Consider the following 20,147-nt stretch of genomic DNA (forward strand, 5'->3'; position numbering starts at 1 on the left):
TGCCGACCTGCTCGAAGTGGCATGCGCAGGTCAGATTCGCCGTACTCGTGGGTAGTGCGCAAGAGGCAGGCGGGGTCGGAGTGATGAAAAATCAATCACCGGGCGGATCCTGTGCGTTACCCGTGAGCCGCGCCCCGTACGCCGGACGCCGACGCGACCGTACGCGGGACCTCACCGCGCCTCGTACGCCGGACGCCGCCGCGCCCCCTGCGCCGCCGCGCCCCGTTCGTCGGACGTCACCGCGCGGGGACATCACGGGCAGATATCCGCCTCGTAGTTGTTGTGTGCGAACTCGCCGCGGAGAGCGGCTCGGAGATCGTTCCGCCCCCGCCCGCGGGCATAGTGGTCTCCGCCCCGCTTAAGCCGGGGCATGACAAGCGCTTCAACACCACGGGGACGGGCTTCCATGCCATTCATACGCCGCCGCGGCCTCACGGCCGCCGCCGCCGTGATCGCCGCGATCATGGTCACCAGCACCGCCTGCAGCAAGACCGACGAGAGCGGGGCCAAGAGTTCCGGCTCGACGACCGCGCAAGCCGACGCGGGCGACGGCATCGACACCGGCGAGAACGAGAGCGGCGGTGACACCACCGTCGGCGGCTTCAAGCTCCCCAAGGGCGTGCCGACCGACCTCACCGGTGACGCGCTGCGGAAGTGGAAGGACGGCGGCTGGCAGGACTTCGGCGGTGACTGGGCCTCCAGGGCCGAGGACTTCGCCAACCCGTACATCCAGGACTTCTGGACGCCCGAGCGCATCGCCGAGGCCGAGGAGAACCTGCCGGACCTGCCGACGATCGCCGAGGCGGGCAACACGGCCGCCGGCGGGAGCAAGACCACCCAGGTCTGGCTGCCCGACGGCAAGGTCAAGAGGCAGCAGGCCGCCAAGGTCAAGGCGACCTACCACAAGAACGCCGCCCCGGTCGGCAAGCTGTTCTTCACCACGCCCCAGGGGTCGAGCGTCTGCTCCGCCGCGGTCGTGAAGGACCCCGCGCACCCCGGCAAGTCCAACCTCGTGTGGACCGCCGGGCACTGCGTGCACGCCGGCAAGGGCGGCGGCTGGTACCGCAACATCGCCTTCGTCCCCTCCTTCAACGACACCGGCCGGCTGGACATCAACCAGGCGTCCCGTGACTACCGGGCCACCAACGTCTCCCCGTACGGGCTCGCCTGGGCCGACTGGGCCACCACCTCCGGCACCTGGATCAAGGGCGGCGCCGCCAGCCAGGGCACCGTGGCCGCCGCGTACGACTACGCGGTCCTGCACATGAAGCCGGAGAAGGGCGCCAAGTCCCTGGAGGAGCGCGTCGGTTCGGCCCTGCCGGTGTGGTTCAACGCCCCCGCCGCCAACAAGGTCAAGAACATGAAGGTCCGCGGCTACCCGGCCGAGGCCCCGTACGACGGCTCGAAGATGTACCACTGCCAGGGCGCCACCAAGCGCTTCGTCCTCGGCTACGGCTACCCGAGCGACTACCCGGCCCAGTACATGGTCGGCTGCACCATGAACGGCGGTGCCTCCGGCGGCCCCTGGTTCATGAGCCACAAGGGCCGCACCTACCTGGTCTCCAACAACTCCCTGAGCGACCGCTCCACGTTCATCACCGGCCCGCGCCTGGGGAAGAACGCCAAGCAGGTCTACCTGGCGACCAGCAACAAGTTCAAGTAGGCCCGCGCCCACCACGGCCCGCGCCCACCACGGCCGCGCCCACCACGGCCCCCGGCGACCTCGGTCGCCGGGGGCCGCCGCGCGCGTGCCCGCACCGCGCGCACGTACGGTCGCCGGCTAGCCGAGCTGCTCCGGCAGCGGGCCCGTGTGGGTCACGATCAGGCCCGACACCGCTCGCGTGAGCGCCACGTACAGGCGGCGCAGGCCCGTGCGCTCGTCCGGTTCGCCGTCCACGACCGCCCGGGGTTCGTCCAGGACGACGTAGTCGTACTCGAGGCCCTTGGCGAGTGAGGCCGGGACCAGGGTGAGCCGGGTCTCGTACGTCGTCTCCTCGCCCGGCGCCAGAAAGCCGATCCCGGCCGCCGTCAGCGCCTCGGCGAGCGCGGGGACACGGGCGTCGGCGGCGATGAGCCCGGTCGACCCCTCGTTGCGGAGCAACTCCTCGCAGGCGGCGACGACCTGGGCGTCGCCCGCGCTCGGACGGACGTCGAAGAAGCCCGGGTTCTCACGGACCGACGCGACCGGCGTCAGACCGGGCGCGATGTGCGGAAGGAGCCGGGAGGCGTACGTGATCACGTCGGTCGGGACGCGGAAACCGGCCGTCAGCTCCTCCACATGGGCCTCCGCCTTGCCGAGGTGCGTCAGAGCCTCCTCCCAACTGCGCGTCGCCCAGGGGGTCGTGCCCTGCGCGAGGTCGCCGAGGACGGTCGCGGACCCGGTCGTGCAGCGGCGCCCCACCGCCCGGTACTGCATCGGAGAGAGGTCCTGCGCCTCGTCGAGGACGACATGCCCGAGGGAGTGCGTGCGCTGCACCAGGTCGGTGGCCTCGTCGACGAGCACGGCGTCGGCGGCGGACCACCTGGCCGCCTTCACGCTCCGCGCCGGCTTCGCCCACAGGATCGTCTTCTGCTCGTCGCCCGTGAGGATCCCGTCCGCGTGCGCGGCGAGGAAGTCCGCGTCGGAGAGCAGTCGCAGGACGAGTCTGGCGGGATCGACGGGCGGCCACATCGCCTTGACCGCCGCCTTCACGGCGGTGTTGCGGGCCACCGCGTCCTGTACCCGGTCGTCGGGCGCCTCCCCGGACCGCTCCATCTGCACCAGCACGGCGTGCGCGATCCGCTGCGGCAGGGCCTCGCGGGCGGCCCCGTAGCGGATGTCCCGCTCCAGCAACTCCCGCACGATGTCCTCCAGTTCGTACGCCGGTACGCGCCAGCGACGGGAACCCCGGACGACCATCACGGGCTCGGCGGGCAGGGTGACGTGCGAGCGGACGGCCCGGCGGAGCACCTCGGCCATGCGGGCGTCGCCCTTGACGACGGCGGCGGGTGCCTCGTCCGTGCCCCGCACCTCGACGTGGGAGACGAGGTCGTCGACGGTGGCCTGCTTGACCTCCAGCTCGCCCAGCGCGGGCAGGACCTGCTCGATGTAGTGCAGGAAGGAGCGGTTCGGCCCGATGACGAGGGTGCCGGTGCGGGCGAGGCGCTCGCGGTGGGCGTAGAGGAGGTAGGCGACGCGGTGCAGGCCGACGGCGGTCTTTCCGGTGCCGGGGCCGCCCTGGACGCAGAGGGAGCCGGCGAGGTCGGACCGGACGATCTCGTCCTGCTCCGGCTGGATGGTCGCCACGATGTCCCGCATCGGACCGACGCGCGGCCGCTCGATCTCCTGCTGCAGCAGTTTGCTGGTGGTGGCCGCCTCGGCGGGGTCGGAGAGGTGCTCGTCCTCGTAGGCGGTGAGGTCGCCGCCGGTGTACCCGAAACGCCGCCGCAGGCCGACGTCCAGCGGATCGGTCCTGGAGGCCCGGTAGAACGGCTGCGAGACGGGGGCGCGCCAGTCGATCACCATCGGGTCGCCGTCCGCGTCGTGCACATGACGGCGCCCGATGTAGAACCGCTCCCCGGCCGCGCCCTCGGCCCGGTCGGCGCCGGGGGCGTGCAGGTAGTCGAGACGGCCGAAGAAGAGCGGGGTGTGGCTCAGGTCGGCCAGCGACTTGATCCGCTCCGCGATCTGGCGGGCCAGCACCTCCGCGTTCACCCAGTTCGCGGTGACGTCCTTGATGTCCAGCGCCTCCGCGTCCTCCCGCATGGCGCGCAGTGCGGAACGGGACGCGGCGAGGTGCGAGCGCTCTCGGGAGAGGGGGTCGGCCGGGTGGGTCGGGTCGGCGGTGGGGTGCGCGGACAAGGGGGTGCCTCCGGGGGCCTACGGGACCTAGGGGTGCCGCCCGCACGGCGTGCCTGACGGCGGTGTGCGTGAGGGCGGTGTGCCTGAGGGCGGTGTTCTGCCTGTGGCGGTGGCCGACCGGTTTCCGTCCGGGCGACGGCGCTCCACGGAAGGGAGGCGGGCAAGAGCGGAGAGTGTAGGTGAGGGAGGGGGGCCAGGGCCAACGCGTTTCCCGGCGGTACCCCTAGGGGGTGAGTACGTCGCGGGTACGAGGGGCGGCCCAGACCTGAGAGTGAGCCGGGGACTCAGCGGGTTCACTCCGCAGACCGACGCGATCCACAGGCGGACGTTCCACCATGGAGACATGAGTGCAGCGACGTTCATCCCCGCCTCGGCCTCCGGCCGACCCGGTCCGCCGTCCGGCGCGACCGGCCTCGACGACCACCACAACCGTCACCGCCTCGCCGACGCCCTGCGCGCCGTCAAGGTCTTCGCGAGCGCCGCCTTCGGCGTGATCGTGCTCGGTGAGTACGCGGAGGAGGCGGGCATACGCCGCCGGTGAGGCCCGGCCTCACCCCGCGTACCCCGCCCGTCCCGCCGCGCCCCGCGCCCGGCACGGGGCGATCGCTCCTGCCTGTGCCGCCCGACGACCCCGGCTCCCGCTGCCCGCACTCAAGGCGGCCCGGTCCTCGGCGCCCCGGCAGCAGCGGCCGCCCCGTCCGCGCCCTCAGCCCTCCGTCAGCAGCTCGTCCGCGTCCATGATCCGGTAGGCGTACCCCTGCTCGGCGAGGAACCGCTGCCGGTGGGCGGCGAAATCCTGGTCGATGGTGTCCCGGGCGACCACCGAGTAGAAGTGCGCCTGGTGGCCGTCGGCCTTGGGGCGCAGGACGCGGCCGAGACGCTGGGCCTCCTCCTGGCGGGAGCCGAAGGTGCCGGAGACCTGGATGGCCACCGTGGCCTCCGGGAGGTCGATGGAGAAGTTCGCGACCTTCGACACCACCAGTACGTTGATCTCGCCCTGCCGGAACGCGTCGAACAGCTTCTCGCGCTGGGCGTTGCTGGTCTCGCCCTTGATCACCGGCGCGTCCAGATGGGCGCCCAGCTCGTCGAGCTGGTCGATGTACTGGCCGATGACGAGGATCTGCTGCCCCGCGAAGCGGCGGACGATCGCCTCGGCCACCTTCCGCTTCGTCGCGGTCGTGGAGCAGAAGCGGTACTTCTCCTCCTGCTCGGCGGTGGCGTAGGCGAGCCGCTCGGAGTCGGTCAGGTTCACCCGGACCTCGACGCAGTCGGCGGGCGCGATGTAGCCCTGCGCCTCGATCTCCTTCCAGGGGGCGTCGAACCGCTTGGGCCCGATGAGGGAGAACACGTCGGACTCCCGCCCGTCCTCCCGGACGAGCGTCGCCGTCAGCCCGAGCCGCCGGCGTGCCTGCAGATCGGCGGTGAACTTGAAGACCGGAGCGGGAAGGAGATGCACCTCGTCGTAGACGACGAGCCCCCAGTCACGGGAGTCGAACAGCTCCAGGTGCGGGTAGACGCCCTTCCGGCGGGTCGTCAGCACCTGGTAGGTGGCGATGGTGACCGGCCGGATCTCCTTGCGCGTCCCGCTGTACTCGCCGATCTCCTCCTCGGTCAGCGACGTCCGCTTGATCAGCTCGTGCTTCCACTGCCGCGCGGAGACGGTGTTGGTGACGAGGATGAGGGTGGTCGACTTGGCCTGCGCCATGGCCCCGGCTCCGACCAGCGTCTTCCCGGCGCCGCAGGGCAGGACGACGACGCCGCTGCCGCCGTGCCAGAAGTTCTCCACGGCCTGCTTCTGGTAGGGGCGCAGCGCCCAGCCGTCCTCGGCCAGCTCGATCGGGTGGGCCTCGCCGTCCACGTAGCCGGCGAGGTCCTCGGCGGGCCAGCCCAGCTTCAGCAGGGTCTGCTTGACCTGCCCGCGCTCGGAGGGGTGCACGGCGACGGTGTCCGGGTCGATCCGGGCGCCGACGAGCGGAGTGATCCGCTTCGACCGCAGGATCTCCTCCAGCACGGGACGGTCGGTGGTGGTGAGGACGAGACCGTGCACCGGGTGCTTGGAGAGGGTGAGGCGGCCGTAGCGGTCCATGGTCTCGGCGACGTCCACGAGGAGCGCGTGCGGCACCGGGTAGCGGCTGTACTGCACCAGCGCGTCGACGACCTGCTCGGCGTCGTGCCCGGCGGCCCGCGCGTTCCACAGGCCGAGCGGGGTCACCCGGTAGGTGTGGATGTGCTCGGGCGCCCGCTCAAGCTCGGCGAACGGCGCGATGGCCCGGCGGCACGCGTCCGCCTGCTCGTGGTCGACCTCCAGGAGCAGCGTCTTGTCGGACTGGACGATCAAGCAGGACACACATACCTCCGGAGATAAGGTCGTCTCATGACAGAAGCAACACCTGTCACCGCACGGGCTATGCCCCGCGCCCGACGCCGGAAGGGCGTCCCGGCCGGCGCGCCGGGGATGCGCGCCGCTCTCCATGTTCGCCTATCGCGCGAAACCGGCGAGACGACTTCGCCGGAATCCCGGCGCGCGGCGCGCGAAGCGTGGCGCACGACACGCGGCACGGTCGCCGCGAGGGAGGCGGACCCGCCGTCCGCCCGCACGCGACCGTGCCGGTCGCGGACACCGACGAGCGGCCGTGACCGGTACGGGCCTGACGCGTCCTAGCCGTTGATGTCGAGTGCCGTGCCGTAGAGCCGGTCCACCTTCAGCCGGATGACCAGCCGGCGCTCGGCCACCAGCTGCTCCAGAAAAGCGTCCTCGTTCTCGGGCTTCGCAGCCTGCGGGACCATGCCGAGCAGTTCCCGGCCCACCGCGTCGCCCGGAGCCGTCGTGATCTCGGAGACCTCGGCCTCGCCCTCGGCCACGGCCAACGACCACACGTCGCCGCCCTGCACATGCAGTGAGGCACGCGGGTCGCGCCGAAGGTGCCCGACCTTGACGCGGTCGGCCGTCGTGGAGAACCGCACGATGCGGGCCTCGGAGTCCCAGCTGTACAGCATGGTGGTCTGGTGGGGATGGCCGCTGCGCTTGACGGTGGCGAGCGTGCCGAACTGCTGCGTGCCGAGCAGGGCGGAGAGGGCTTCGTCGGACAGGGGGCGAGGCGAAGGTCCTTGAGTCATGACGTGATCAACATCCGCGGCCGTCCCGTCATTTCCCGATCCCGATCTTATGAGATGTCTATTCATTCCGATGAGTGGCTGGAATTCAGATTTGCCGCATTGATTCCGAAGAATGTGCACCGTGCAGCCAACCACCCCGGCAGACCCGGTCACCCCGTCCGTCTCTCCGCAGGGCACCACGCTCGGCTACGCCCTGTTCGCCACCCGCTGGCTCCAGGCACCCCTGTACTTCGGCCTCGTCGCGGCCCAGGGGGTTTACGTCTACAAGTTCTTCAACGAGCTGTGGACGTTAATCGTCAGGTGCGTGGGCGGCAGCGCCACCGAGACCTACGTGATGCTCGCCGTGCTCAAACTGGTCGACGTCGTCATGATCGCCAACCTCCTGATCATGACGATCGTCGGCGGCTACGAGACCTTCGTCTCCCGCATCGGCCTCCAGGGCCACCGTGACCAGCCGGAATGGCTCTCGCACGTCAACTCCAACGTGCTGAAGGTCAAGCTCGCCACCGCCATCGTGGGCATCTCCTCCGTCCACCTCCTCCAGATGTTCGTGGACGTCCACCACACCTCGCACCACGCCCTGCTCTGGGGCACGGTGATCCACATGGCCTTCATCGCCTCCGCGGTGCTCCTGGCGTACATGTCGGGGCCGATGCTCCGCGACGACAAGGCCCACGGCTGCTCCCACCCCGGCCCGTCCGGCACCGCGAAGCCGTTCGTGCCGGGCCCGCGGGTGCCGGCGGAGCCCACGGAGTTCCGGGACGAGACCGGCGAGTCCACGCCATCGGCGGGACCGGAGCTGCCGAAGGGCCCGGCCGCCTCCGCCCTCCGCCGGGGAACCCTGCCGATCCCGGCCCAGGCAGCCTCGTACGAGAACCACCTGACCGACGACGGCCGGGTCTCCGCCCCCGGGACCCGGTTCACCCGGGGCGGGGCCCGCATCGTGCCGTACGAGGCCCGGCCCACGCCGTCCCTGGCCGAGAGCGGGGTCGAGGGGCGGGTGCGGGCGGCCGGCTTCCCGGCGCGCAAGCTGCTGGAGGACTTCGACACGGGCCACCCGTCCTCCTTCGACCGCCGGGTGCTGACCCGGCTCGGGACGCTGGACTTCATGGCCGCCGGACGGAACGTGGTGTTCGTCGGCGCCCCCGGCACCGGCAAGACGCACCTGGCGATCGGGCTCGGCGTACGCGCCTGCCAGGCCGGGCACCGGGTGCTGTTCGCGACCGCCACCGAGTGGGCCGCACGGCTGGCCGGGGCACGGGCCGAGGGCAGGCTCGCGGAGGAACTGACCGCGCTCGACGCCTGCCCCCTGCTGATCGTCGACGAGGTCGGCTACCTTCCCTTCGACACGGACACCGCCCGACTGGTCTTCCAGCTGATCGCGCACCGCTACGAGCGCGCCTCGCTCGTCGTGACCAGCGACCGGCCGCTCGGCCGCTGGGACGAGATCCTCGGCGGGGCCGCCCCCGCGGTCGTCGACCGCCTCGCGCACCACGCCGAGATCGTCCGCCTCGAAGGGGACAGCTACCGGGTCGGCCGCGCTACTTCAGCAGGCTGACGTTCTGGATCAGGGGCCCCTCCACACCGATGCCCTCGCCCACCAGGGTGCCGAGTTCGGGGAGGGGCAGGGGCGGGTTGGCCGCCGCCGGGGAGCCGAGCACACCCACCAGGGCGACGGCGGCCAGGGCGGCGGCCAGGGCGGAGACGAGCGTGGCGAGGGGGCGCATGCGTACGGGTGGGCCTTTCGAGCGCAGGGAGTCGATCTCGATCGGACCCAGGGTGGCTGCCCCGCCGCCCGCCCCCCGATGCGCACACCGCCGCCCGACCGCCCGTCCGGGGGAAATCACCCGGTGGCCTGCATGAACTCCGGCGTACGCCCGTCCGAGTGAGGGGCGGGAAACGGCTTGATCAACACGGTCGGAGGCGGGACGGCTGCCCCGGCCCCTCAGGTCGCGTCGTCCGCCAGCTCCGCGACGCCCGTGATCCGGTGCAGCGGGAACGTCCGCACCTCGTCCGCCGTGTGGTCGTACGCCGTCACGAAGCCGCCCTCCACACGGACCGGGGCGATCACACGCTGGCTGGCGGAGCCCTCGGCGTTGACGTAGCCGATCCACAGCGCCTCGCCGGTGAGGACGGCCGCCTGCATCGTCGCGAGAGTCTCGGCGGAACCCGTGCGGGGCAGAGTGCCGGACGGCTCCTGCTCCCCCGTCGTCCTGCGGGGCGCGGTGGAGGCGAGGTCACCGGCGCGAATGGCACGGATCGCGGCGCCCAGGAGCGTGTCGTCCGGCGCCGGAGGCCCGTCCGGGACGGGTTCCGGGGCCGTGCGGGGCGGGGTGCGACGGGCATGGGCCCGGGTGATCAGGACATCCCCCTCCGCCGACTCGGCGGCCGGCGCGTACCCCATCGCCCGCAGCCCGTCGAGCAGCGTCGCCGGGTCCGCCTGCGCGGCGAGCACCGTCGGCGCCAGCCGCCGCAGCCCGAGCCCCTGCGAGCGCTTGTCGGCGAGGATCTCGCTGAGCGTCGCGTCGTCGTCGCAGCGCACGTACGCCGACGCCGCGCCGATCCGCAGCTGCCCATGGCGCCGGGCCACGTCGTCGATGAGATACGCGAGCGGCTGCGGGACCGGCGTACGGGAGTGCGCGGTCAGGAAGTCGTGCAGGTCGGAGGCGCTCCGGCCCGCGTCCAGCGCCCGGCGCACCGACCCCGGCGTGAACCGGTACACCGTCGCGCCACCCTTCGACTCCACGTCCGCCAGGACACCCAGCGCGTCGGCCAGCGGCCGCTTCAGCGGACCGGGAGCCACCGCCGTCAGGTCCGCCTGCAGCAGCACGTGGTCCAACGGCTCGGGCAGCAGCGGCGCGAGCAGCCGCCCGGCCCGGGAGGCGGCCACCGCCCGCTCGGCGACCGGGTCGGGGGAGGGCGCCGGAGGGTGCGGCAGCGGGACGTGATGGGCGGGGAGCCGGTCGCCGGGGGTCTCCGGCAGGTCGGCGGGGGCCGCCTCCTCGTGCGGCAGACCGAGGAGCGCGCGGCCGTGCGAGGACAGCGCGCCCCGCCCGGTGACCCCGAGCGACTCGGCCTCCGACAGGGTCCACCGGGCGATCCGGGCCCGCAGATCGTCCCCCTGACGGGCCTGCGACGCCGACGACGGGGGCTGCTGGCCGCCACGGGTCGGGCGTTCCCAGTGCAGCCGGGCCAGCACGGAGTCAGGAGCGGCCGACGTGCCCTCCGGCAGCCCCGCCAGCAGCGCGAGGACCCGGTGGCGCACCTCGGGCGCGGCCGAACGGTCCAGACCCGGGCCCAGCGCCGACAACGTCCGGTCCTTGGCGTCCCGCTCGCCGATCACCCCGGCCGTACGGGTCGCCGACAGCCACGCCGTGGCCAGCCGCGCCCAGCGCTCGGCGGCGGGCGACTCCAGCCACTCGTCGTACGCGGGGGTCGCGGCGTACCGTTCGTCGGCCTCGCCGTCCGACGCCAACAGCCCCGCCGTATAAGCGAGTTCGACCCAGAACGCGGTGGTCTGCTCCGACAGGTCCAGGGCCGCGGCGGTGCGTTTCAGGTCCCGCACACTGAGCCCGCCCGCACGCAGGACGCCCGGCCCGCCCTCGTCCCAGTCCTTCAGCAGCTCCTCCACGGTCGCCAGCGCGGTGTACGCCTGACCGGCCGCCGTCGCGTCCACCACCTGCGGACGGTGCGCGCCCGACGCCTCCACCGGCGGCGGCAGCGGCCGCACCTCCCGGTGCGCCCGGCCCGCCCGCAGATGCAGAGCCACCTCGCGCGGCAGGACGACCGTGCCGGGGGCGGTGGGCAGCAGCAGACCCCGGTCCAGCAACCAGCGCAGATGGGCCGCCGGACTGGCCGTGACCTGCCCGTACGGCGGCCCCCACACCAGCCGCGCCAGGACGTCGAGCGACTCCGGGGGCGCGGCGGCGAGGAGCGCGGCCATGCGGCGGCGGTCCCGGAACAGCCCGGCGAGGGCGGCGACGGCCGACACCGAGTCGTGGGTGCTGGCCAGCCCCGCCTCCGCGACGATCTCCTGCACCCGCCCCGGCGACATGCCCGCCGTGGCCTCCGCGACGGTCGGGCCGAGACCGGTGGGCGAGGGGTGCTGCGGGGAGGGGGCGAGCAGCTCCCGGGCCGTGCGCACGAGACGCAGCCGGTCCTCGGGGCCCCACACGAGAGCCTGGTCGCGCAGGGTGCCGAGCGCGTGGGGCAGCGCGGCGGCGACGGCCGGGTCACCCTCGTCACCGGCCAGCAGCCCCGCGAGTTCGCCGTACGACGCCGGGTCGGACGCCACGGCCAGGGCCTGCGCGGTCTGCAGGGCGAACCGGTCCAGGCGCTCCAGGGCCCGTACCACCGAGGCGCGGGTCCCCGCGCGGGTCGCCAGCTGGGTCAGGTCGGTCGGCACGGGCGTGATGAGGTCGGGCCGCGCCCGGAGCAGCACGGCGAGCGAACGGTCGTCCCGCCCGCGCAGCGCCTCCGCCAGCGAACGGGGGGCTCCACCGGCAGGCGCCGCCTCCGTGGGGGTGTGCTCCTCGGTGCTCATCCGGCCAACGTTAGCGCCTGGGCTCCGCCGGGCCGGGGCGCCTCAGGGGGTGGGGGCGGTCGGATCGTCGGCGGGTGCGGCCCGGTGGGGCTTCTCGCGCAGTTCCCCGCGCCCCTGAGAGGCGGGGCTGCGCCCCTGCCCTCCGGGCGCGGTTCCCGTGCATGCGGAAGCGATACCGTCGGGAGGAAGCACGCGCGCCAACCCCGGAGGGGCTTCGTGGGGATTGAGAGCGACCAGGTCGTCTACGAGTATCTGAGCCGGGTCGGTGATCTGGCTCAGCAGCGGCAGCTGCCGTCGGCGACGCGGATGCGTCTGGTGGCGGGGCTGCGGGACGAGATCGACCGGCGGCGGGCCAAGGCGCCCGTCGACAGTCCGGCCGCCGTGCGCCGCATCATCGCCCGGCTGGGTACGCCGGGTGAGGTCGTCGAGGCGGCCGGGGCGCCCGGCGACGTACCGGAGCCCCGGGCCGCCGCGGTGCCGGTGCAGCGGGCGACCGGGGCGGACGGCGACGGCACGGACGACGCCGGGGAGCAGGCCAAGGGGCTGTCCCGGGGGCTGCGGAGGGTCGTCCCGCGCCCCCGCTCCGCCGACGCCGGCACCCCGCCGCCCCCGGCCGGCGGTGCCGCCCCGCCGCATCTCGCCCCGCTGCACGAGCTGGGCGACGGCGACGCACAGCCCGACTGGTGGCGGGTCGGCGGCGGTGGGGGGCCCGCGGGCGCGGACATCGGGTTCGGGCTGGGGGACTCCGTTCCCGGGTTCGTCGGCGGTGTGGAGATTCCCGAGCTGCTGAAGCCGCCGCCGGTGCAGGCCGAGGGGGAGGCGGTCCGCGGGGCCGCCGAGAAGGAGAAGGAAGCGGCGGCCGCGGCGGTCGTCACGGAGGAGGACGGCGGACGGCGGCGACGGCTGCGGCTGCCTCGGCTGCGGGCCTCGGGCGCGGGGTGGAGCAATCCGCTGCTGCTGCTGGCCGCCGTGCTGCTGGTCGCGGGAGCGGTCATGGGGAGCCTGGTGCCGCTGGGGCTCGGGTGGTTGATCGCCTATCTGTCACGGAGGCTGACGCCCGCCGAGTCGAAGTGGGCGGTCATGGGCATTCCCGGGGCGGTGGCCGCGGGCGGGGTCGTGTGGCTGTGGGGGCGTACGGACGGACGCTGGGGCGAGCCGATCGCCGAGGGCCACATGGACGCGGCGCTGGCGGAGGCGTGGCCCTGGATGCTCCGGATCGCGGCGGTGTCCTCGGCCGCGTATCTGCTCTGGCGCTCGCAACGCCCCCGGTGAGTCGGGGTGCGGGTGCGGGTGCGGGTGCGGGTGCGGGTTCGTGGGCGGGTGCGGGTGCGTGGGGCTTCTCGCGCAGTTCCCCGCGCCCCTGAAAGCAAGGGCTGCGCCCCGCTTTTCAGGCCCGCAGGGGCCCGATGCCTTTAGCGGCGCGGGCAACTGCGCGACCAGCCCCCACCGGACCCGCACCCGACAACGCACCCCCGAGCTTCCCCGCGCACCCCTCGCCCCACAATGGGCGGTATGACTTCTCGCGCGCTCACCGTCGGGTTCGATCTCGACATGACCTTGATCGACTCGCGGCCGGGGATCCACGCCTGCTACGAGGCGCTGGCGGCGCGGACGGGCACCTACATAGACGCCGACCTGGCGATCACCCGCCTCGGCCCCCCGCTGGCGGACGAGCTGGCGTGCTGGTTCCCGGCCGCGGACATCCCGGCGATGGCGGACCTCTACCGCGCGATGTACCCCGCGATCGCGATCGCGGCGACCCCCGCGATGCCGGGCGCGCCGGAGGCCATCGCGGCGGTCCGGGCGGCCGGCGGTCGGGCGATCGTGGTCACCGCCAAGTACGAACCCAACGCCAAGCTGCACCTGGAGCACCTCGGCATCGAGCCCGACGTCGTGGTGGGCGACCTCTGGGCCGAGGCCAAGGCGGCCGCGCTGCGCGAGCACGGCGCGAGCGTCTACGTCGGCGACCACACCGGCGACGTACGAGGCGCCCGCACCGCCCGGGCGTACGCGGTCGCCGTGGCCACCGGTCCCTGCGACGAGCGGGAGCTGCGCGAGGCCGGTGCCGACGTCGTCCTGGCCGACCTGACCGCGTTCCCCGCGTGGCTCACGGGCCACCACCGCCCCTAGAGCATCAGGAGCAGAGCATCAGGAGCAGGGCATCAGGGACGTGCCTCGCGCGCCCTTCTGCGCCCCGCCGCGACGGACTGCAGCACTCCCGCGCCGGCGATGAGGAATCCGACGCCCATGAGCATGCTCAGGACGAACATGTAGGTCGGGAACGGCTCCGTCCCGAGGAAGAGCGGGGCCACGGTGACCAGGGTGGCCACGGCGCCGACGAAGAACACGATCGCCCCGGCACGGATCAGCCGGTCACCGGGTTCGGCGGAATTCGGTTGGGTTTTGTCACGCACCCGACCAGGGTAGTTCCCAGCGCGAGGGAACAGTCGGCCGACGTCTTGTCACCCGCCCCCGGACCAATAGGCTGGGGACCGGCGGGTCCGGCGACCCGCTGCAGTGCTGTCCAGAGCAGTTTGCGCACACCGAGAACACCTTCAGAACACTTTTCAGACGCAGTTTCCGACGAGTACGAGGACGAGGACAGACGTGCCTACCGGCAAGGTCAAATGGTTCAACAGTGAGAAGGGCTTCGGCTTTCTCTCCCGTGACGACGGCGGTGACGTCTTCGTCCACTCCTCCGTACTGCCCGCCGGTGTCGACACCCTGAAGCCCGGCCAGAAGGTCGAGTTCGGGGTCGTCGCCGGTCAGCGCGGTGACCAGGCGCTCTCCGTGACGATTCTGGAGCCAGCCCCCTCGGTCGCCGCCGCCCAGCGCAAGAAGCCCGACGAACTGGCCTCGATCGTGCAGGATCTGACCACGCTGCTGGAGAACATCACGCCCATGCTGGAGCGCGGCCGGTACCCCGACCGTGCCGCGGGCGGGAAGATCGCCGGTCTTCTCCGCGCCGTGGCCGACCAGTTGGACGTGTAGACCGGTAACTGCCGAGGTGGCTCAAGGGAATTCGAGCGCGTCCGGGCCGAGGGGCGGTACCAGTCCCTCGGCCGCCGCACGGGTGAGCAGACCTCTGACGGCCGCGTAGCCGTCCTCGCCGAGGCCGGCCGTGAACTCGTTGACGTACAGGCCGATGTGCTGGTCGGCGACGGCCGGGTCCATCTCCTGGGCGTGTTCGAGGACGTACGGGCGGGAGATCTCCGGGTGGTCCCAGGCGGCGCGGACGGAGGCGCGGATGGTGTCGGCGAGCCCGGTCAGGGTCTCGGCGCCCAGTGAGCGCTTCGCGATGATCGCGCCCAGCGGGATCGGCAGCCCGGTCGTCCCCTCCCAGTGCTCGCCCATGTCGGCCAGCTTGTGGAGGCCGTAGTTCCGGTAGGTGAAGCGGGCCTCGTGGATGACGAGTCCCGCGTCGACCCTGCCGTCGCGCACGGCGGGCATGATCTCGTGGAACGGCAGCACGACGATCTCGCCGACCCCGCCGGGCAGGGTGTCCGCCGCCCAGAGGCGGAAGAGGAGGTACGCGGTCGACCGCTCGCTCGGCACGGCCACCGTACGGCCGGTGAGGTCCGTGCCCGGCTCCCGGGTGAGCACCAGCGGGCCGCAGCCCCGTCCGAGCGCCCCGCCGCAGGGCAGCAGCGCGTACTCGTCGAGGACGTACGGCAGCACGGCGTAGGACACCTTCAGCACGTCGAGTTCACCGCGCTCGGCCATGCCGTTGGTGATGTCGATGTCCGCGAACGTCACGTCGAGCGCGGGCGCGCCGGGAATCCGGCCGTGCGCCCAGGCGTCGAAGACGAAGGTGTCGTTGGGGCAGGGCGAGTACGCCATCCGCAGCGCGGTGGTCCCGGCGGGGGTGGTGGCGGGGTTCACGGGCGCCGCCTCAGTGCTCGTGGGCGTCGGAGGGGGCGTGGTGCTCGTGGGGCTCATGTGACGCGTAGGGCTCATGGGGGTCCCAACTCTCCAGTACGGGCGTGAGCTTCCCGTAGGCCTCGGTGAGTGCGGTCAGCGCGTCGCCGATGCGCCAGGCGGCGCGGTCGCGCGGGCCCACGGGATTGGAGACGGCGCGCAGTTCGAGGACGGGCGTGGTGTGCGCGGCGGCGGCCTCGGCGACTCCGAAGCCCTCCATCGCCTCGGCCAGCGCGCGCGGGTGCCGGGCCCGCAGGGCGGCCGCGCGCTCGGCGCTGCCGGTGACCGTGGAGACGGTGAGCACGGTGCCGGTGCGGGCGCCGGTGGCGGTCGCGGCGGCGCGGACGAGGTCGCGCGGCGGGTGGTGGGTGACGGTGCCGAAGCCGAGGTCGGTGACCGGGACGAAGCCGTCCGGGGTCTCGGCGCCCAGGTCGGCCGCCGTGATCTCGTCGGCGAGGACGAGGGAGCCGAGGGGCGCCTCGGGCGGGAAGCCGCCCGCGATACCGGCGGACAGGACCAGCCCGTACGGCCTGCCCGCCAGGGCCGCCGCGGTCAGCGCGGCGGCGGTGGAGGCGGCGGCGAGGGCGGGGCCCACACCGGCGGCGAGGAGGTCGTGCTCGTGCGGGGTGCCGTGGAAGCGGTGGAGGGTCCCCGCCGGGAGGCGTACCTCGGTGGCGGGGCCCGGGAGCGCTCGAGCCACCGCGTCCCGTTCGGCGGGGACGGCGGTGGCTACGAGGATGCGCATCGGCGGCGGCAGGGGATCAGGCGTCCGGGTTCTTCAGCTTGAAGTTCCACACGCCCTTGATGGCCGAGCCCGAGGCGTTCTGCTCGACGATGCTGATTGTCAGCGACTTCTGGGCGGGCTGGCCGGGCTGGGTGGCGAAGAGGCCCGGGTTCTCGAAGGACCAGTACGTCTTGTCGAACGTGTCGCTGGTGGCCTGCTCCCCGTTGATCCACAGGGCCCAGCCCGTCTTCGCCACCTCCGGGTCGACGCCGATGCGCAGGGCCTTGCCGTCCGGCAGCTCGATCGACTTGGAGGGCTTCTCCTCCGCGCACTCCTTGGCCTGGGCGACGTCGAGGGTCCGGTAGCACTCGGCCTCGGCGCTGATCGACTCCGTGCCGATCGTGACGGTGGCCATCGGCGTCGGCTCATCGCAGGCCGACAGGACGAGAAGTCCGGCGGAAACGGCGCCGAGAGTGGCTGCGGCGCGACGGGAACGCGGGAAGGTCATGGGCGAAGGCTATCTGGCCCGTCCGGGGGTGCCCCTACGTGGGGTACGGCGTGCCGGGCCGGCCGGGGAATCGGTCAGGCCACTCGGGCGCGGGGGGCGCCGCCGTGACGGGCGGAGGAGAGCAGGCCGCGCACGGTGGTGAGCCAGCCCGCGGCGACGATCGCGGCGGCCACGGCCATGCCGAGGGTGCCGTTGAGGGGGAGGGCGATTCCGATGGCGCCGCCGACCACCCAGGCCATCTGCAGCAGGGTCTCGGAGCGGGCGAAGGCGGAGGTGCGGACGAGTTCGGGGACGTCGCGCTGGATCAGGGCGTCCAGGCACAGCTTCGACAGGGCCTGCGAGAAACCCGCGACGGCGGCGAGGCAGGCGATGAAGAACGCGCTGAAGAACAGGGCCGCCGTGATCGCCACGCCGAGTTCGACGGCCACGACGGTCACGATGATCAGTTCCGGCGACCGCTGTTTCGCCCAGGCTCCCACGGCGGTGCCCAGGGCGTTTCCGGTGCCGGCCGCCACGGCCACCATGCCGAGGGAGACGGCGGCGCTCTGTCCGTGCAGGGGGTGGATGCGCAGCAGGAAGGCCAGGAAGAAGATCAGGAACCCGGAGAGGCCGCGCAGTGCGGCGTTGGCGGCCAGGGCGTGGGTGACCGCCGGGCCGACGGTCCTGAGGCCCGGCCGTTTCAGTGTCTCGCTGCGGTGCGGGCCGTGCAGGTGCTCGGGGTCCGCCGCGAGCAGGGCCCGGTCCTCGCCCTTCGCCGAGTCGACCTTCGCGGGGAGCGTGAAGGAGAGGAACGTACCCGCGACGAAGATCACGAAGGCGCCGTAGAGCGGCCAGCGTGGGCCGAGCGCCTGCAGTCCGGCGCCGATGGGCGCGGCGACGCCGGTGGCCAGCAGGCCGCAGAGGGTGACCCGGGAGTTGGCCTTGACCAGGGAGAACCGGGGCGGGAGGAGGCGGGGGACGACCGCGCTGCGGACCACCCCGTACGCCTTCGACGCGACCAGGACGCCCAGGGCCGCGGGGTAGAGCTGGAGGCTGCCGGTCTCGACGGCGCCGACGAGGAGGAGGGCGAGGAGGGCGCGGGCCAGCATGGCGCAGGCCATCGCGGCGCGGCGGCCGTGCGGGAGGCGGTCCAGCAGAGGGCCGACGACGGGGGCGAGGAGGGCGAAGGGGGCGAGGGTGATGGCGAGGTAGAGGGCGACGCGGCCGCGGGCCTCGTCGGTGGGGACGGAGAAGAACACGGTGGAGGCGAGGGAGACGGTGATCATCACGTCGCCGGCGCCGTTCACTCCGTGCAGTTCGATGAGTTTGCCGAGGCCGGACTCGCCGGCGCCGTGGGCGTGGGTGGCCTTGCGGATGCCGCGGGCGGGGCCGGTGAACGGCAGGTGCAGGGCGCGGCCGACCGAGCGGACGGCGCCGGTCACCCGGCCCGATCCGCGCGCTCCGCTCCGCTCGGCGCCGGTCACCTCGTCATAGTGCCCCGAGAAGGGGGACCGTAGTGCGCCTACCGCTCGGATGGCCCCGACGGCGGCCGGCCCCCGGGGCGACGGGGCCCGACGGGGTGGGTTGTCCGTCTGCGGGCCGGTGGGGGTGGTTCGCGCAGTTCCCCGCGCCCCTGGGGGGTGGGCCCGTCGTTTTTGGCGGGCCGGTGTCGGGGTGGTGGGGTGGGTTGTGTGTCTGCGGGTCGGTGGGGGCTTCTCGCGCAGTTCCCCGCGCCCCTGAGAAGCCGGGGCTGCGCCCCTGGCTTTTCAGCGCCGGCTCCGGCCGTGAGAAGCCGGGGCTGCGCCTCGTGCTTTTCAGCGCCGGCCCCGGCCGCCTTCCGGGCCCGCGGGGCCCTGGGCTTTCAGGCCCGCAGGGGTCTGATGCTTTTAGGGGCGCGGGGAACTGCGCGACCAGCCACGACGGACGCGCGGACGGGCTGCGACCTCCGTGTATCCGCATCCTGCCCGGTGGTTTTCTGCCAACTGCCGGGGTGCCGGCGAAGCCCCCGCACACCCCCTCCCCGCCCAAGCCCGGCGCAGCGGATTCGTGGAACCGCTACGTCGGTGTGGGCGCAGAGCCTCGGAGAAGGTAGCGTGCATAGCGCGCCTGCGGCGGTTGTTCTCGGCCGCGCGCCTCTCGTTCATCCCGCAGAATGGATGACATAGGTGCGCCCGAGTGCGATCGGGCGCGGACGTCGACGCGGCCCCCTGGTCCGCTCCGTCCGCACCCCCCGCCGAGGGAGGCGCACTCGTGAGACGGCGTAGGAGAGAAGCGATACCTGTGAGCGCAGCGACAACGCGAAGCCGCACCCCCGACCGTCTGTGTGCCGAGGCCGTCGACCTCGCCCGCTCCGCCGCCGAGGAGGCCGCCGCACCAGGCGTGGTCGGCGAACACGCGGGGCTCGTGTCCGAGGGCGACCGGGTCGTGACGCACTTCTTCGAGTGCAAGGAGATGGGCTACCGCGGCTGGCGCTGGGCCGTCACCGTCGCCCGTGCCTCACGCGCGAAGTTCGTGACGCTGGACGAGGTCGTCCTGCTGCCGGGCCCCGACGCGCTGCTCGCGCCGGAGTGGGTGCCGTGGAGCGAGCGGCTCCGCCCCGGCGACATGGGCCCCGGCGACCTGCTGCCCACGGACGCCGAGGACCTGCGCCTGGAGCCCGGGTACTCCGGCGAGGACGAGCCCCTGCCGAACTCGCCCGTCTCGCACGACATGGCCGAACTGGTGGAGGCGGAGGACGCCGAGGTCACCGCCGGGGTTCCGGCGCACCTGCCGCTCGCGCCGACCCGTGGATCGATCGCCGCGGTCGCCGAGGAACTGGGCATGCGGCGCGCCCGGGTGCTGTCCCGGTACGGGCTGCACACGGCCGCGGACCGCTGGGAGGAAGGGTTCGGGGCGAAGACGGCGATGGCGCAGGCCGCGCCGGCTGCGTGCGTCAGCTGCGGGTTCCTCGTCGCGATCGGCGGCTCCCTGGGGCAGGCCTTCGGGGTGTGCGCGAACGAGTTCGCGCCGGCGGACGGGCGCATGGTGTCCCTGACGTACGGCTGCGGGGGGCACTCGGAGGCGGCCGTCATGCCCGCCCCGCCGCGCCCGGCGCCGCCGCGGCTCGACGAGACCCGCGTGGACCCCTTCCCGCTGCGGCCGTCGCCGGATTCCGGGTCGGTGCCGGTGGGTTCGGAGGAGGCCGAGTCCGAGGCGGATCTGGGGCATTCGTAGGGCGCGGCGCCTGTTCGCGGGGGCGCGCCTCATGGCTCGGGGGTGCGGGTCTCGTCGGCGGGTGCGGCTCCGGTGGGGCTTCCCGCGCAGTTCCCCGCGCCCCTGAAAAGCAGGGGCTGCGCCCCATGCTTTTCAGGCCCAGGCCGTCGCTTTCAGGCCCGCAGGCCGTCGCGTTTCGGGCCCGCAGGCCGTCGCTTTTCAGGCACGCGGGGCCTGGGCCTTACGGCACGCGGGGCCTGGGCTTTCGGGCCCGCGGGGCCTGGGCTTTCGGGCCCGCGAGGGCCCGATGCCTTCAGGGGCGCGG

Annotated in this window: 17 protein-coding genes; 7 read left to right on the forward strand and 10 right to left on the reverse strand. The window is 73.4% G+C overall.

Annotated elements, in window-relative coordinates; translation table 11 throughout:
* Positions 1 to 406 precede the first annotated feature (406 nt).
* Entirely contained in the window at positions 407 to 1,663 is a 1,257-nt protein-coding gene (locus tag SCAB_RS24200; RefSeq protein WP_013002696.1) for a trypsin-like serine peptidase, read from the forward strand.
* 117 nt (positions 1,664 to 1,780) lie between these two features.
* Here the strand turns inward: SCAB_RS24200 and SCAB_RS24205 are convergent, their stop codons facing one another.
* Positions 1,781 to 3,841, reverse strand: coding sequence for a HelD family protein (locus tag SCAB_RS24205; RefSeq protein ID WP_013002697.1), 2,061 nt, complete (start codon positions 3,839 to 3,841; stop codon positions 1,781 to 1,783).
* A 343-nt stretch (positions 3,842 to 4,184) separates the two neighbouring features.
* On the opposite strand from SCAB_RS24205, the gene SCAB_RS24210 reads away from it, so the two are divergent.
* Positions 4,185 to 4,382: a hypothetical protein gene (locus SCAB_RS24210; RefSeq protein ID WP_037722794.1), complete on the forward strand. Its 198-nt coding sequence runs from the start codon at positions 4,185 to 4,187 to the stop codon at positions 4,380 to 4,382.
* Positions 4,383 to 4,547: 165 nt separating this feature from the next.
* Here the strand turns inward: SCAB_RS24210 and SCAB_RS24215 are convergent, their stop codons facing one another.
* Both SCAB_RS24215 and SCAB_RS24220 read right to left on the reverse strand, forming a co-directional pair.
* The gene (locus SCAB_RS24215; RefSeq protein ID WP_013002699.1) at positions 4,548 to 6,188 is read right to left on the reverse strand and encodes a DNA repair helicase XPB; all 1,641 of its coding nucleotides are present in this window, start codon (positions 6,186 to 6,188) and stop codon (positions 4,548 to 4,550) included.
* Between the two features lie 311 nt (positions 6,189 to 6,499).
* The gene (locus SCAB_RS24220) at positions 6,500 to 6,958 is read right to left on the reverse strand and encodes a PPOX class F420-dependent oxidoreductase (RefSeq protein WP_013002700.1); all 459 of its coding nucleotides are present in this window, start codon (positions 6,956 to 6,958) and stop codon (positions 6,500 to 6,502) included.
* 112 nt (positions 6,959 to 7,070) lie between these two features.
* Between SCAB_RS24220 and istB the strand changes: the two genes are divergently transcribed.
* On the forward strand, positions 7,071 to 8,516 hold the full coding sequence (gene istB / locus SCAB_RS24225) for an IS21-like element helper ATPase IstB (protein WP_041669568.1): 1,446 nt from the start codon (positions 7,071 to 7,073) through the stop codon (positions 8,514 to 8,516).
* Here the strand turns inward: istB and SCAB_RS24230 are convergent.
* Both SCAB_RS24230 and SCAB_RS24235 read right to left on the reverse strand, forming a co-directional pair.
* A complete protein-coding gene (locus SCAB_RS24230; RefSeq protein WP_013002702.1) occupies positions 8,500 to 8,685 on the reverse strand; it encodes a hypothetical protein in 186 nt (61 codons plus the stop codon). The genes istB and SCAB_RS24230 overlap by 17 nt on opposite strands.
* Positions 8,686 to 8,903: 218 nt before the next feature.
* A complete protein-coding gene (locus tag SCAB_RS24235; protein WP_013002703.1) occupies positions 8,904 to 11,501 on the reverse strand; it encodes a helicase C-terminal domain-containing protein in 2,598 nt (865 codons plus the stop codon).
* Positions 11,502 to 11,717: 216 nt separating this feature from the next.
* Here SCAB_RS24235 and SCAB_RS24240 point away from each other — a divergent pair, with 216 nt between their 5' ends.
* Positions 11,718 to 12,773 (forward strand): membrane protein, encoded by a 1,056-nt coding sequence (locus SCAB_RS24240; protein ID WP_013002704.1) that lies wholly within the window; start codon positions 11,718 to 11,720, stop codon positions 12,771 to 12,773.
* 231 nt (positions 12,774 to 13,004) lie between these two features.
* On the forward strand, positions 13,005 to 13,631 hold the full coding sequence (locus tag SCAB_RS24245; RefSeq protein ID WP_041669570.1) for an HAD family hydrolase: 627 nt from the start codon (positions 13,005 to 13,007) through the stop codon (positions 13,629 to 13,631).
* Positions 13,632 to 13,663: 32 nt separating this feature from the next.
* Here SCAB_RS24245 and SCAB_RS24250 read toward each other — a convergent pair whose 3' ends face one another.
* Positions 13,664 to 13,915: a membrane protein gene (locus SCAB_RS24250; protein WP_013002706.1), complete on the reverse strand. Its 252-nt coding sequence runs from the start codon at positions 13,913 to 13,915 to the stop codon at positions 13,664 to 13,666.
* 193 nt (positions 13,916 to 14,108) lie between these two features.
* On the opposite strand from SCAB_RS24250, the gene SCAB_RS49085 reads away from it, so the two are divergent.
* Positions 14,109 to 14,492, forward strand: coding sequence for a cold-shock protein (locus tag SCAB_RS49085; protein WP_005486266.1), 384 nt, complete (start codon positions 14,109 to 14,111; stop codon positions 14,490 to 14,492).
* 21 nt (positions 14,493 to 14,513) lie between these two features.
* Here the strand turns inward: SCAB_RS49085 and SCAB_RS24260 are convergent, their stop codons facing one another.
* From SCAB_RS24260 to SCAB_RS24275, 4 genes are all read right to left on the reverse strand, one after another.
* Entirely contained in the window at positions 14,514 to 15,341 is an 828-nt protein-coding gene (locus SCAB_RS24260) for a 1,4-dihydroxy-6-naphthoate synthase (protein ID WP_037722812.1), read from the reverse strand.
* Between the two features lie 52 nt (positions 15,342 to 15,393).
* Entirely contained in the window at positions 15,394 to 16,164 is a 771-nt protein-coding gene (locus SCAB_RS24265; RefSeq protein ID WP_037722789.1) for a futalosine hydrolase, read from the reverse strand.
* A 16-nt stretch (positions 16,165 to 16,180) separates the two neighbouring features.
* Positions 16,181 to 16,651 carry a hypothetical protein gene (locus SCAB_RS24270; RefSeq protein ID WP_013002709.1) on the reverse strand — a complete coding sequence of 157 codons (471 nt, stop codon included), beginning with the start codon at positions 16,649 to 16,651 and terminating at the stop codon, positions 16,181 to 16,183.
* Between the two features lie 74 nt (positions 16,652 to 16,725).
* Positions 16,726 to 18,072: an MFS transporter gene (locus tag SCAB_RS24275; protein WP_037722786.1), complete on the reverse strand. Its 1,347-nt coding sequence runs from the start codon at positions 18,070 to 18,072 to the stop codon at positions 16,726 to 16,728.
* 838 nt (positions 18,073 to 18,910) lie between these two features.
* On the opposite strand from SCAB_RS24275, the gene SCAB_RS24280 reads away from it, so the two are divergent.
* Entirely contained in the window at positions 18,911 to 19,843 is a 933-nt protein-coding gene (locus SCAB_RS24280) for a DUF3027 domain-containing protein (RefSeq protein WP_013002711.1), read from the forward strand.
* Positions 19,844 to 20,147: the final 304 nt, after the last annotated feature.

The organism is Streptomyces scabiei 87.22, from assembly GCF_000091305.1.
GTDB classification, from domain to species: Bacteria; Actinomycetota; Actinomycetes; order Streptomycetales; family Streptomycetaceae; genus Streptomyces; species Streptomyces scabiei.